The organism is Anaerolinea thermophila UNI-1 (genome assembly GCF_000199675.1).
Lineage (GTDB): Bacteria > Chloroflexota > Anaerolineae > Anaerolineales > Anaerolineaceae > Anaerolinea > Anaerolinea thermophila.
Window position 1 is genome coordinate 316,887 of the sequence record NC_014960.1, and the last position, 13,077, is coordinate 329,963.

The window sequence follows — 13,077 nt, forward strand, 5'->3', positions numbered from 1 at the left end:
GGGGAAGCCGGGCGACTTTTCCTCTCCCCTGTAAATTCTCGCGCTTTTTGGTAAACTTACCCCCGACATGAAGCATATTCGTTCACTGGATGAATTTCCCCGCGGGCGCACCTATTTAACGGTAGGCTCTTTTGATGGCGTACACCGCGGACATCAGGGTTTGCTCAGCGCACTGGCGCAAGCCGCGCATCAGGCTGGCGCACAAAGTGCCGTGGTGACCTTTTTTCCCCATCCCGTGGCGGTTCTGCGGGGATTGTCTCAGCCCTACTATCTCACTTCTCCCGAAGAACGCGCCCGCCTGATGGGCGAGTGTGGCATTGATGTAGTGCTGACCCTGCCTTTTACCCGCGAACTGGCGGCGCTGAGCGCCCGTGAATTTGTCACCCTGCTCAGGGAGAAAGCCGGCATGGAGTCCCTCTGGGTGGGTTACGACTTTGCCCTCGGGCGTAACCGCGAGGGCAATGTGCCTGCACTTCAGCGTTTGGGTGAGGAATTGGGGTTTACCGTTCACGTTCTGCCGCCCGTGGCGCTGGAAGATATTCCGGTCTCGTCCAGTTTAATCCGCGCCGCACTGGAACAGGGCGATGTGGTCTCTGCCGCGCGCATGCTGGGACGCCCCTATACCATTGAAGGCGCAGTGGTTCACGGGGATGCCCGCGGGCGCACCCTGAACATTCCTACCATTAATATTTCCTTCTGGGCGGAACAGCGCCTGCCTGCTTTTGGCGTCTATGCCTGCCGTGTGGAAGTTGAGGGGCTTGTGCTGGACGCGGTTGCCAACATCGGCATCCGCCCGACTTTTGCCAATCCCAACGGCGAGGTGCGCCTGGAAGCCCACTTGCTGGACTTTTCGGGCGATTTGTATGACAGGACCGTGCGCCTGCAGTTTGTCGCTTTCCTGCGCCCTGAACGCCGTTTTGAATCGGTTGAGGCGCTGGTGGCGCAGATTCAACAGGACATCCAGCACGCCAGGGAGGTGTTGACTCATGCCGCTTAACCGTCAGGTGTACCTGCTCGATTCCATGCGCTTGCCCCCCGAAACCATCGCTGTTGCCTTTGCTAAAACCTCGCGCTCCCCGCAGTCCTTCCGCGAAATTGCCGCCGAACTGACCGACGAAAAGAGCGCCGAGTTTCACGAGAAGTGGGTGGTGGGATACGGACATGCTTCGGTGGCGGAGCATGCCGTCCTGCACATTGCCGTGGAGAACGTCTCGCGGCTGGCAGTGGAGTGCCTGGAGTCCAATCGACTGGCATCTTACACCGAAAAATCCACCCGCTACCAGAAATGGGATGCGCAGGCTTACTGCCTGCCCCCCGAACTGGAAACGCACCCCCTGCGCGCGCTGTATGAGGATACCATCGGCACGCTGTTCGAGACTTACCAGCACCTGCTGGAGCCTGTGCGCCAGGTGATTGAACAGCGCTTGCCCCGCCAAGACGGTGAAAGCGACTCTGCCTACGACCGACGTATCCGTTCGGAGTATGTGGACGTGTGCCGTTTTGCCCTGCCCGCCGCCGCGCTTGCCAATGTAGGCGTGACCATCAACGCCCGCGCACTGGAACATGCTCTGCGCAAGATGCTCTCGCATCCGCTGGCAGAGGTGCGCCAGATGGGCGAGGAAATCAAACAGGTAGCCCTGGAGCGTCTGCCCACCCTCATCCGCTACGTGGAGCCGGTAGCCTACCTGGAGCAGACCGCCCGCGACTTTACCCGACGGGCAGAGACGCTATCTCCTGTGGAAGATGCTGACTGGTGCCGTTTGCTTTCCTGGGACGCTCAGGGCGAAAACCGTATTCTGGCGGCGGCGCTGTACCGCTTTGGGCATATGCCCTTTGCCCAGGCATTGCAGGTGGTGGAAAACGCCCCTGCCGAAGAGCGTGCCCATCTGACAGAGATGTTGCTGGCGGGACGCGGCAGGCACGATATCCCCCTGCGCGAACTGGAGTACGCCTATTTCACAGTGGATGTCTTGCTGGATCAGGGGGCGTACTTTGAACTCAAACGCCACCGCATGATGACCCAAACTGCTCAGCGTCTGAGTGCTCTGCACGGCTATGCCCTGCCCAAAGCCATTGTCGAAGCCGGTATGGCGGAAACCTTCCGCCTTGCCATGCGCGCCGCGCACCGCGCGTACCTGCGCCTCTCTGCCGACCTACCCGAAGTGGCTTCTTATGTTGTCCCCAATGCGTACAATCGGCGGGTGCTGTTGCACTTCAACCTGCGCACAGCCCTGCACTGGCTGGCACTGCGTAGTGCTCCCAACGCGCATTTCAGCATGCGGCGGGTAGCGCAGCGGGTGGCGCAGGAACTGCGCAACGTGTTGCCTGCCCTGGGGCGTTACCTGCTGGTGGAAGAGGGTGAAACCTGGCAAGCCATTGAAGCCCGCTACTTTGCCGCCACTGCCGAAAGCCCTGAGTGAAAGGAAGGGAACGAAATGCCTGCGACCCGCGATGAACTGTTGAATGAACTGCGTGCCGCCCGCACCGAACTGCTGGAGGTGCTGGAGAGCATCCCTGAGGCAGAACGCGAAACCCCCGGCGCCTGCGGCGAATGGTCGCTGAAGGATGTGCTGGTGCACCTCAACCACTGGGAGGGAGGGCGAGACCATCACCCTGCTGTACACGCTCAAACGCGGCGCGCCCGTCACCAGCATCCTGCTGGACCCCAACCTGGATGTGGATGCCTGCAATGCCCGCTGGGTGGCGATGGCGAAGGAACGTCCCTGGGAGCGGGTGTGGAGCGATTTTCAGGGGGTGCATACACAGTTACTGCGGCGGGTGGCGGAGTTCAGTGATGAGCAGTTGTTTCAGGCGGGCTTGCACCCCAAACTGGGAAAAACTCCGCTGTGGCGCATCATTGCCGTCTGTGCCTTTGAACATGAACGCGAACATGCCGAAGGTTTGCGGGTATGGCAAAAGCAGATAAAACCGTGAATCCGAGATTGTCATGGTGCGTCTTGAAAGGGGCACATCAACCGAATTTCTGTGCTTTGCAGTTAATGCGGTAACAAACAGGTGATCCTGGGTTAACGTTGAAGACATATCTTTTGGAGTATGGGGAGGGATTTAAATTTATGGATTTGAACCGCATCACCAGTTTCAAGAGTTTCCGCCAGAAGATGGGGGAGATGTGGAAAAGCATTGATTTCTCGCGGGAATCGGTGCAGGATTATCTTTACGTGCTGGCGGGAGCGCTGGTGCAGGCGTTTGCCATGCGGTTGTTCCTTATCCCGGCACAACTGGTTAGCGGGGGCATCAGCGGTGCGGCGCAGTTGATTAACCACTACACCAACTGGCCCATCGGCTTGATGGTGTTCATCGGCAACGTGCCGTTGTTCATCCTCGGTTGGCAGCACCTGGGCGGTCCGCGCTTTGCCCTGCGCACGGCGCTTTCGATTGTGGCGTTTTCCTTCTTCACCGACTTTCTGGGATTGTTCCTGCCCGCCGAGGGCGTGGTGCATGACCTGGTGCTGAACTGTCTGTACGGCGGGGTGGTGCTGGGCGTGGGATTGGGGCTGGTGTACCGCGGCAAAGGTACCAGCGGGGGGAGCGACATCCTCGGGCGCATTCTTAACGAGCGGGTGGGGATTTCCATCTCGCAAGCCTATCTGGCAACCGACTCGGCGGTGATTCTCTCGGCAGGCTTTGTCTTTGCCTGGGAAAATGCCCTCTATGCTCTGGTGGTGACCTACGTGAGCGGTCTGACGGCGGAGATGGTGCTGGAAGGCTCGAATGTCTTCCGTACCGCCATGATCATCACCAACCGTCCCAAAGAGGTGGCAGAGAGAATTCTCTACGACATGGAGCGCGGGGTGACTATCCTGGAAGGGCGGGGCGGTTATACAGGCGCAGAACGTGAAGTGCTGTACTGCGTGGTCACGCGCTCTGAGGTCAGCCAGATTAAATCCATCGTCAAGGCGGTCGACCCCAACGCCTTCATGGTCATCGGGCAGGCGCATGAAGCCCTGGGCGAGGGGTTCCGTCCTTTGCAATAAATTGACAAAGCAGGTATTACAATCGTCAGACAATTGGTGACATTTCTTATTGAAAAACTCCCGCGTTTTCTATATACTGGATGTATTCCAGCGTCGAGAGAACGCGGGTTTTGCTATTCCCGAAGCAATGTTCGAATTTCTGCCCCTGGTTTGGGCAATACAACTTGAAATGTCTTTTTCTGGGGAGTGAAAATGCCTGAGAAATACGATTTAATCATTCGTCGGGCGCAACTGCGCCGTACTCCCGCCGGACAATGGTTTGACATTGCCATCGCCAATGGCGTCATTGCCGCCATTGCCCCCCATGTGGATGGCAGTGCCGCTCAGGAACTGGATGCCGCTGGCGGACTGGTAACCGAGTCCTTCGTTAACACCCACCTGCATCTGTGCAAGGTGTACACCCTGCAGATGATGGACGAGGAAGCCCTCAAAGACTATCACGGCGCCGATATGGGCAAAGCCATGACTGCCATTGAACTGGCGGCGCGCGTCAAGGAAAAATACGACGAGCGCTGGATTATCCAGAATGTGCGCCGCGCGCTGGTGGATGCCGCGCGCTACGGCAACACTCACATCCGCGCCTTTGCCGATGTGGACAGCAAAGCCAAACTGGAAGGCGTCAAAGCCCTCATCCGCGCCCGCGAGGAATTTCGCGGCATTGTGGATATCCAGGTGGTTGCCTTTGCGCAGGATGGCATGGTGCGCGAACCCGGCGCCAGAGAACTGATGCGTCAGGCGATGGAACTGGGCGCCGATGTGGCGGGCGGCATCCCCTGGATTGAGTACACCGATGCGGACATGCTTCAGCACGTGCGCGAAATCTTCGACCTGGCGGTGGAGTTCAACAAAGACGTTTCCATGCTGGTGGATGATGCCGGCGACCCCGGCTTGCGCTCTATCGAGATGATGGCGCTGGAAACCATCCGCCGCGGCTGGTTCGGGCGCTCGCTGGCACATCATGCCCGCGCCATGTCCATGTATCCAACGCCCTACTTCCAGAAACTGGCGGCACTGCTCAAGAAAGCCCAGATGGGTGTGGTGAGCGACCCGCACACCGGTCCTCTGCATGCCCGCGTGCGCGAACTGCTGGCAGAGGGCTGTCTGGTGTGCCTCGGTCAGGATGATATCTCCGATGCCTACTACCCCTACGGGCGCAACAACATGCCCGAGGTGGCGTTCCTCGCCTCGCATTTGCTGTGGTTCACCACCGCTTCCGATATGGAAACCCTCTACGACATGGTGACGGTCAACGCCGCCCGCGCCATTGGCTTGAAAGATTTTGCCCTCAAGGTGGGCGCGCCTGCCCATCTGGTCGTGATGGAACAGCAGAACGTGCTGGAAGTCCTGCGCTATCACGAAGCGCCGCGCTACGTCATCAGTCACGGCAAACTGGTCGATCAGCAAGCCGTGCGCAACATGGCTGGACTTTAGGGGTTTCATGACTATATGACAACGTTTATTGGTGTCCCTCAACCCCGCATTGACGCCTTTGAAAAGGTCACCGGTCAGGCGGATTTTGTTGCCGACTTAAATTTCGGGCGCATGCTCCATGCGCGGGTGGTGCGCTCCACCCAGGGACACGCGCGCTTGCGCCGTGTGGATGCCACGCGGGCGCGGGCGGTGCCGGGCGTGCGCGCGGTCATCACTGGCGAGCAATGCCCCAAACGCATTGGCTTTGCCATCAACGATCATACGGTAATTGCCTGCCGCAAGGTGCGCTATGTGGGCGAGCCGGTGGCGGTGGTGGTGGCGGTCAGCGAAGAGATTGCCGATCAAGCCGCCCGCCTGGTGGAAGTGGAGTATGAGCCTTTGCCGGTCATCGTGCATCCACGCGATGCCGTTGCCCCTGGCGCGCCGCTCATCCATGAGGACATGGAAGAATACGCCCATGACCCGGTGGTGCATCCTCAACCCGGGACGAACATTGCCCACCGCTACCGCCTTTGGCGTGGCAACGTGGAGCAAGCCTTCCGCGAAGCCCATCTGGTGGTGGAAAACGAGTACTGGATTCCCTGGATTGCCCATGTGCAGATGGAGCCTCACGGCGCGATTGCGCAGTACGACGGCGAACGCCTGACCATCTACACCAGTTCGCAGTCGCCTTTCTACGTGCGCGAGACGGTAGCGTACCTGTTGGACATGTCCTCTGCGAACGTGCGCGTGCAGGTGCCTTACGTGGGTGGCGGCTTTGGCGGCAAGTCGGATGTGACCATTGAACCCTTGCTGGCGCTGGTGGCGTATCATGTGCCGGGCTTGCCCATCCGTCTGATTTTGACCCGCGAAGAGATGTTCTTCGGCACGGTCAACGGGCGCGGGTGCTGGGGGCGCATGAAGACGGCAGTGGACCGGGATGGAAAACTGCTGGCGCATCAGTCGGAACTGTACTTTGGCAGTGGCGGCTACGCCGATTACTCCATCTGGATCAGTCAGGGCGGGGGGCATAACGCCACCGGTCCCTACTATATCCCTAACCTGGATTTGCGCTCGCACGCGGTCTATACCAACACGCCGCCCACCGGCGCGTACCGCGGGTACGGGCATCCCGAAGTGCACTGGATGATGGAAAGCCAGATGGATCAGATTGCCCGCCAACTGGGCATGGATGCGGTGGAACTGCGCCTGCGCAACCTGCTTCGTCCGGGCTTGCAGAACGCCATCGGGCAGACGATGAAAGAGTACAATGGGCGGGCGGATGCCTGCTTGCTGGCGGTGCGCGATGCGCTGGGAAAAGAAACCACCCCAACCGTGCCGGGGCGCATCCGCGCGCAGGGCATTGCCTGTTTCATGAAGTCGCCGGTGATGAAGACCAACGCCCAAAGCGGCGCGGTGATTAAGTTCAATGAAGACGGCACCGCCACCCTCTTCACCGGCTCGATTGAAATGGGGCAGGGGGTGAATACCATCCTCACTCAGATTGCTGCCGAGACCCTGCACATGCCCATTGAGCAGGTGCAGTACGCGCCGGTGGTGGATACCGAGTACTCCCCGCAGGAATGGCAGACGGTTGCCAGCCATTCTACCTGGGCGGTGGGCAATGCCGTGCGCATGGCGGCGGAAGATGCGCTGGAGCAACTCCGTCATGCCGCCGCGCTGGTGTTCGACGTGCCGCCGGATGAGGTGGTGGCGGATGATGGGTGTCTCTATCCGCAGGGCAAGCCCGAAAAAGCCCTGCCGTACAGCCGTTTTGCGGTGGGCTATACCCGCCCGGACGGTTCAGCGCTCAATCCGCCGGTGATTGGGCGGGGCATGTTCGTGCCACGGGGATTGACTTTTCCAGACCCGGCAACCGGGCAGGGTAACATGGCGGCTTCGTGGACGTTTGGCTGTCAGGGGGTGGACCTGGAGATTGACCCCGACACCGGGCAGATCCACGTTCTCAGGATGGCCAGTGCGCAGGATGCCGGCAGAATCATCAACCCGGTGACTGCCCGCGGACAGGTGGAAGGCGCCATGACCATGGCGCTGGGCGCGGCGCTGATGGAAAAACTCAAGTTCGCCCCCGACGGGCGTATCCTCAACGCCGGGTTTGTGGATTACCGCATCCTCTGCGCCGCCGATGTGCCGGAGATGGAAGTGATATTCATCGAAACGCCGGATGCCACCGGTCCATACGGCGCGCGCGGGCTGGGCGAGCATGGCATTGTTGCCATTCCGCCGGCGGTTGCCAACGCTGTAGCCCGCGCGTTGGAAGTGGAGTTCTATGAACTTCCTGTAACACCTGATCAGGTGCTGGCGGCGCTGGAAACGCGCCGGAAAGGAGGCGTTTCTGCATAGTTCTGGTAAAATATTTGTTAGTGTTTCCGTTTGTTCCGTTCAATCTAACTGCTGAATGGAGGAGAACATGAAATTCAACCGCTTTGTTTCCCTGCTGGTGCTGGTGCTGTTTGTAGCCAGCCTGCTGGCGGCTTGTGCGCCCGCGGCGACCCCTACAGCGGCGCCCAAATCGGAAAAACTCAAGGTTTTCGGTGCCTTCGCTACGCCCATTGAAGAGCCGTGGGACGGCGTCATCCACGCCGCGTTGATCAAAGCCCGCGAAGAGGGCAAGATTGACTACGAATATACCGAAAACATTGGCTACTCGGGCGACATGGAGCGCATCCTGCGCGAAGTCGCCGAGCAGAAGAAACCCGATATCATCTTCGGCGATGCCTTCGGGAACGAGGAAGCTGTGCGCCGCGTTGCCAAGGATTTCCCGCAGATTGCCTTCGTTTTCGGCTCGGGCTTGGGTCCCTCTGACCCCAACCTCTCCGTGTTCGACAACTGGATTCATGAACCGGCTTACCTGTGCGGGATGCTGGCAGGCGGCTTGACCAAGACCGGAACGATTGGTGTGGTGGGTGGATACCCCGTGCCGGAAGTGAACCGTCTGGTCAACGCCTTCATCCGCGGCGCCAAAGAAGTCAATCCCAACGTGAAAGTCCTGGTGACCTTCATTAACTCGTGGTTCGACCCCGCCGCCGCCAAGGAAGCCGCCCTGGCGCAGATTGATGCCGGTGCCGATGTGCTGTATGCCGAGCGCTTTGGCGTCATTGAAGCCGCCAAGGAAAAGGGCTTGTGGGTATTTGGCAACATGAGCGACCAGAATGAACTGGCGCCTGATCTGGTGGTCTCCAGCCCGGTGTGGAACATGACCCCCACCGTGGAGTACGTCCTCAGCCAGGTGAAAGCCGGTGTGTACACCGCTCAGGATCTCAAGGACTTCTCGATGGTTGCCAAGGGCGGCGCCAGCCTGGCTCCGTTCCACAACACCGAGAGCAAACTGCCTCCAGACCTGGTGGCGAAGGTGCGCGAACGCGAACAGCAGATTAAAGAAGGCTTGTTCCGCGTGGACATTGACGAGAATCAACCGCAGGCAGTCAACTAATCCGGTAAGGAAGACCGTTGAACCTGCAAGAGGTGTCGTAATTCTTTTGTAACGTGCATGGGGTCCGTGTGGAACTCCGCGGACCCCATGCGGGTATTCAACGCCAAAGGAGGATCCCGCCTTGAACTTCATAGTGGAAATGCAAGGGATCACCAAACGATTTGGGGTGGTGGAAGCCAACCAGAACATTGATTTCTACCTGAAGCCGGGCGAGATCCATGCTCTGCTGGGCGAGAACGGCGCAGGCAAAACCACCCTGATGCGCATTCTTTACGGGTTGTACCGCGCCGATGAGGGCGAAATCCGCGTGGCGGGAAAAGTGGCAACCATTCACTCGCCCAAAGATGCCATTCAACTGGGCATTGGTATGGTCACCCAGCACTTTACCCTGGTGCCGCCGCTCAGTGTGGTGGAAAATGTGGCTTTGGGTCAGGAAGGCGGCACCACGCTGGACCTGGTGCAGATGCGTCAGCGGGTGGTGGATGCGGCAAAACGCTTCGGCATAGAGGTCAAACCCGATGCGCTGGTGCGTCATCTCTCGGTGGGGGAACGCCAGCGGGTGGAAATTCTCAAATCGCTGTACCGCAATGCCCGGGTGCTGATTCTGGACGAGCCTACCGCCGTGCTGGTGCCGCAGGAAGTGGAAGCGCTGTTCGAAACGCTGAACAAACTGCGCGAAAGCGGCATGGCGCTGGTCTTCATCAGCCATAAACTCAACGAAGTCATGGAATTGTGCGACCGCATCACCGTCCTGCGGGATGGGAAGAAAATCGGCACGGTCCTGCGCGGTGAGACCAACGAAGCCGAACTGGCGCACATGATGGTGGGGCGCGAGACGTTTGGCGTGGTGCGTCCTGCCGAGCGGCGCGGCGGCGAGGTGCGCTTGCGGCTGGAGAAAGTCAATGCGCTGGATAAGAAAGGACTGCCTGCTTTGAAGAATGTCTCGCTGGAGGTGCGCGCCGGGGAGATTCTGGGCATTGCAGGCATTTCCGGGAACGGGCAGAGCGAACTGGCACAGGTGCTTTCGGGAATGCTCAAGCCGGTGAGTGGTACGGTTTGGGTGGATGGCAGAGACATGACGGGGGCAAGCCCGGCTGACTTTGCCGCCGCTAACATCGGGCGCGTGCCCGAAGACCGTCACAGCGGCGTGGTGGGGGACCTGAGCGTTGCCGAAAATCTGGTGCTGGAGCATCTGGAAGAGTTCTCCCGCAACGGCATGATGGACTACTCCGCTGTGCAGAAGTTTGCCCAGCAGATGATTGAGGACTTTCAAATCAAAGCCCGCCCGCAGGATCCCATTCGCACGCTTTCGGGCGGCAACATGCAGAAAGTCCTGCTGGCGCGGGCGCTGGCGCACAAACCGCGGGTGCTGATTGTTGCTCAGCCTACCCGCGGGCTGGACATCGGCGCAACCGATTATGTGCGCGGTAAATTGCTCGAACAACGCGAGGCAGGCACGGCAATTTTGATGATTTCTGAAGACCTGGATGAGGTGCTGGCGCTCTCTGACCGCATTGCCGTCATGTACGAAGGGCGCATTGTGGGCGTTGTCTCCGGCAGGCGGGCTACCCCTGAGGTGCTGGGGATGATGATGTCGGGCGCGCTGGAGGTGGACTATGCCGAAGCTTAAGATTGAACGCTACCCCGCGCCGTTATGGGTAAGACCGCTGATTCCCATCATCAGCATTGTGGTTACCTTCCTGCTCACCTCGCTGGTGGTGCTTTCGCTTAACAAGAATCCCTTTGAGGCGTTCTATTACTTCCTGATTGTGCCGCTGGCTTCGCAGAGCAGTGCCATTGAGGTGCTGGTTAAGTCCACTCCCTTACTGCTCACCGGCGCGGCGGTCACCTTTGCTTTCTCCGCCGGGTATTACAACATTGGCGCCGAGGGGCAACTGCTGGCGGGCGCGATTGCCGCCGCCGGACTGGGGATGGTACTGCAAAACGTTCCGCCGGTGCTGGCAATCCCCATCATGATTGTGGGCGGTTTTGCCGCCGGGATGGCGTATGCGGCAATTCCCGCCCTGCTCAAGACGCGCCTGGACGTGGACGAGGTGGTGACCACCCTGCTGTTGAACACGGTGATCCTCTTCTTTATCAGTTTTCTGCTCAATGGGGTTTGGCGTTCGCCGGTTTCGGGCTGGCCTCAATCGCCCGAAATTGCCGAAAGCGCCATTTTCCCGCGCCTTATCCCGCGCACCCGCTTGCATCTGGGTTTCCTGCTGGCATGGATTTCCATCGGCGCGGTGTGGCTGGTGTTCCGGCGCACAGTGCTGGGCTTGCGCATGCGCGCGGTAGGGATGGGCAAAGAAGCGGCGCGCTTTGCGGGAGTCAAGGTGGAACAAACCATGCTCACCGCGGCGTTGATTTCCGGCGGGATTGCCGGGCTGGCAGGTGTTAGCGAGGTGGCGGGGATCCACTATCACCTGATCGAAGCCATTTCCAACAACTTTGGCTACACGGGGATTATCGTTGCCATGCTGGGCGCACTGAACCCGCTGGGGGTTAGCCTGGCGGCGTTGTTTCTGGGCTTGCTGGATACCGGCGCGCAAACGGTCAGCCGGGCGATGGGCATTCCCATTTATCTGGGCAATATCGTGCAGTCGGCGCTGTTGCTCATCACTCTGGCGGCGCTGGTTCTGCAAAATTACCGCATTCGGAGGGAGTGAGCCATGGAAGCCTTTCTGGTTGGTTTAATTGCCGCAACCCTGCGCGTGGCTACTCCGCTCATCCTGGGAACGCTGGGCGAACTGTTCAGCGAGCGTTCGGGCATCCTCAATCTGGGTATTGAAGGCACCATGTTCCTGGGGGCGTTCACCGGCTTTGCCGTGGCGTACACCACCGGTTCATTGTGGCTGGGCTTGCTGGCGGCGGTGATTGCCGGGGTGCTGGCGGGCTTGCTGATGGGCTTGTTAACCGTCACCCTGGGGGTGAACCAGCACGTCTCCGGCTTGGGCATCACCCTGCTTACGACGGGGATTTCCCTCTTCCTGTACCGCGTGATTTTTGGGGAGCGCAGTGTTCAGCCCTCGATTGCCACCTTCACAAAAGTTTCGCCCTTTGGCGATACGCCCATTTTGGGACCGATTTTTGAGCAGTATCTGCTTACCTACATTGCCATTGCATTGGTGCCACTGGTGTGGTGGGTGCTGTACCGCACCAGTTTTGGTTTGCACCTGCGCGCGGTGGGCGAAAACCCCGAAGCCGCCGACGCCGCAGGGATTAATGTGTTCCGCATCCGCTACCTGGCGCTGGCCATTGGTGGTGGGTTGATGGCGGCGGGCGGCGCGTTCCTCTCGCTGGCGCAGTTAGGCTCATTCATCTTCGGCATCATCGCCGGGCGCGGCTGGGTGTGCATTGCGCTGATTATCTTTGCCAACTGGTTGCCCTCGCGGGTGTTGTGGGGCGCGTTGCTGTTTGGCGGCGTTTCGGCGTTGCAATTGCGCCTGCAATCTACCGGCGCGCAACTGCCCTATGAATTGTTCCTTGCTCTGCCCTATCTGGTAACCATTCTGGCGCTGGTGCTGGCGGGGCGCAGTGCCACGGCTCCGGCGGCACTGCTCAAACCCTACCGCCGCGAGTAGGCTCTCAATTGAGAAAAAATGGAGACGGGAAGACAAATCCCGTCTCCGTTGGTTTAAAGGCGAAAGCCCTGCTGAAGGCAAAGGCAGGGCTTTCTTCCATCATGGGGGAGACATCATCCCTTTTTGAACAGCGCCTCAAGGCGCGGTTTGATGGCTTGTACAATCGGACAGCGGTCGTACACGGCGCTGAACAGGACAATCCCGCCCAAAGTCAGGAAAACCCAGTTCATTTGCATGGACCACCCCACCAGGAGCAGGACAATGCCCGTACCTGCACGCAGGGCGCGCTCCAGCGCCGAAAGATGCTTTTCGGGTTTCTTGCCTTCCAGCGCGGCGGTAAAAGCTTCGCGTACCCCTGCCAGGGGCAGGGCGCCGGTGCGGCGGAAAATTTCGCCCTGGGCATTGAAGCCCAGCACGGTAGGAATGCCCATGATGCGCAGGTCACGCACCAGTTCGGGGTGTTCGTCGGCATTGTAGCGCCACAGGTCCACCTTGCCCTGAAATTCTTTGGCGACCTGCTTAAGCGAGGGCTCCATCACCTTGCAGGGAGTGCACCAGGGCGCCCAGAACTCCACAATCACCGGTCGAGGGTGCTTTTGAATTTTCCTTAAGAGTTCAACGCGATCCATGACCG

General features: G+C 59.6%; 11 protein-coding genes and 1 pseudogene. 11 read left to right on the top strand and 1 reads right to left on the bottom strand.

Going from position 1 to position 13,077, the window contains the following annotated elements; all coding sequences use genetic code 11:
• Positions 1-67: 67 nt before the first annotated feature.
• From ANT_RS01440 to ANT_RS01485, 11 genes and pseudogenes are all read left to right on the top strand, one after another.
• Positions 68-997 (top strand): bifunctional riboflavin kinase/FAD synthetase, encoded by a 930-nt coding sequence (locus ANT_RS01440; RefSeq protein WP_013558721.1) that lies wholly within the window; start codon positions 68-70, stop codon positions 995-997.
• Positions 987-2,420 (top strand): FAD-dependent thymidylate synthase, encoded by a 1,434-nt coding sequence (locus tag ANT_RS01445; RefSeq protein WP_013558722.1) that lies wholly within the window; start codon positions 987-989, stop codon positions 2,418-2,420. The genes ANT_RS01440 and ANT_RS01445 overlap by 11 nt, the downstream gene beginning before the upstream one ends.
• 15 nt (positions 2,421-2,435) lie before the next feature.
• Positions 2,436-2,534: pseudogene (locus ANT_RS18105) on the top strand (hypothetical protein); the annotation flags it as partial.
• 31 nt (positions 2,535-2,565) lie between these two features.
• Positions 2,566-2,934 carry a ClbS/DfsB family four-helix bundle protein gene (locus tag ANT_RS17810; RefSeq protein WP_013558723.1) on the top strand — a complete coding sequence of 123 codons (369 nt, stop codon included), beginning with the start codon at positions 2,566-2,568 and terminating at the stop codon, positions 2,932-2,934.
• Positions 2,935-3,074: 140 nt separating this feature from the next.
• Positions 3,075-3,995, top strand: a complete 921-nt coding sequence (locus tag ANT_RS01455; RefSeq protein ID WP_013558724.1) for a YitT family protein — start codon at positions 3,075-3,077, stop codon at positions 3,993-3,995.
• A 192-nt stretch (positions 3,996-4,187) separates the two neighbouring features.
• Positions 4,188-5,426 (top strand): amidohydrolase family protein, encoded by a 1,239-nt coding sequence (locus ANT_RS01460; protein ID WP_013558726.1) that lies wholly within the window; start codon positions 4,188-4,190, stop codon positions 5,424-5,426.
• A gap of 15 nt (positions 5,427-5,441) precedes the next feature.
• Complete coding sequence (locus tag ANT_RS01465) at positions 5,442-7,769, top strand: xanthine dehydrogenase family protein molybdopterin-binding subunit (protein ID WP_013558727.1); 2,328 nt, start codon at positions 5,442-5,444, stop codon at positions 7,767-7,769.
• Between the two features lie 67 nt (positions 7,770-7,836).
• Positions 7,837-8,859, top strand: a complete 1,023-nt coding sequence (locus ANT_RS01470) for a BMP family protein (RefSeq protein ID WP_041454478.1) — start codon at positions 7,837-7,839, stop codon at positions 8,857-8,859.
• A gap of 121 nt (positions 8,860-8,980) precedes the next feature.
• The gene (locus ANT_RS01475; RefSeq protein ID WP_231854297.1) at positions 8,981-10,489 is read left to right on the top strand and encodes an ABC transporter ATP-binding protein; all 1,509 of its coding nucleotides are present in this window, start codon (positions 8,981-8,983) and stop codon (positions 10,487-10,489) included.
• Positions 10,476-11,528 carry an ABC transporter permease gene (locus ANT_RS01480; protein WP_013558730.1) on the top strand — a complete coding sequence of 351 codons (1,053 nt, stop codon included), beginning with the start codon at positions 10,476-10,478 and terminating at the stop codon, positions 11,526-11,528. The genes ANT_RS01475 and ANT_RS01480 overlap by 14 nt, the downstream gene beginning before the upstream one ends.
• Before the next feature lie 3 nt (positions 11,529-11,531).
• Positions 11,532-12,443, top strand: coding sequence for an ABC transporter permease (locus tag ANT_RS01485; protein ID WP_013558731.1), 912 nt, complete (start codon positions 11,532-11,534; stop codon positions 12,441-12,443).
• Between the two features lie 113 nt (positions 12,444-12,556).
• Here ANT_RS01485 and ANT_RS15930 read toward each other — a convergent pair whose 3' ends face one another.
• A complete protein-coding gene (locus ANT_RS15930; RefSeq protein ID WP_013558732.1) occupies positions 12,557-13,072 on the bottom strand; it encodes a thioredoxin domain-containing protein in 516 nt (171 codons plus the stop codon).
• Positions 13,073-13,077 lie beyond the last annotated feature (5 nt).

Excerpts from the sequence above, each read along its gene's own strand:
- ANT_RS01460 (WP_013558726.1), top strand. The coding sequence starts at position 4,188 with ATGCCTGAGAAATACGATTTAATCATTCGTCGGGCGCAACTGCGCCGT.
- ANT_RS01445 (WP_013558722.1), top strand. The coding sequence starts at position 987 with ATGCCGCTTAACCGTCAGGTGTACCTGCTCGATTCCATGCGCTTGCCC.
- ANT_RS01455 (WP_013558724.1), top strand. The coding sequence starts at position 3,075 with ATGGATTTGAACCGCATCACCAGTTTCAAGAGTTTCCGCCAGAAGATG.
- ANT_RS01485 (WP_013558731.1), top strand. The coding sequence starts at position 11,532 with ATGGAAGCCTTTCTGGTTGGTTTAATTGCCGCAACCCTGCGCGTGGCT.
- ANT_RS01465 (WP_013558727.1), top strand. The coding sequence starts at position 5,442 with ATGACAACGTTTATTGGTGTCCCTCAACCCCGCATTGACGCCTTTGAA.
- ANT_RS17810 (WP_013558723.1), top strand. The coding sequence starts at position 2,566 with ATGTGCTGGTGCACCTCAACCACTGGGAGGGAGGGCGAGACCATCACC.
- ANT_RS01480 (WP_013558730.1), top strand. The coding sequence starts at position 10,476 with ATGCCGAAGCTTAAGATTGAACGCTACCCCGCGCCGTTATGGGTAAGA.
- ANT_RS01470 (WP_041454478.1), top strand. The coding sequence starts at position 7,837 with ATGAAATTCAACCGCTTTGTTTCCCTGCTGGTGCTGGTGCTGTTTGTA.
- ANT_RS15930 (WP_013558732.1), bottom strand. The coding sequence starts at position 13,072 with ATGGATCGCGTTGAACTCTTAAGGAAAATTCAAAAGCACCCTCGACCG.
- ANT_RS01440 (WP_013558721.1), top strand. The coding sequence starts at position 68 with ATGAAGCATATTCGTTCACTGGATGAATTTCCCCGCGGGCGCACCTAT.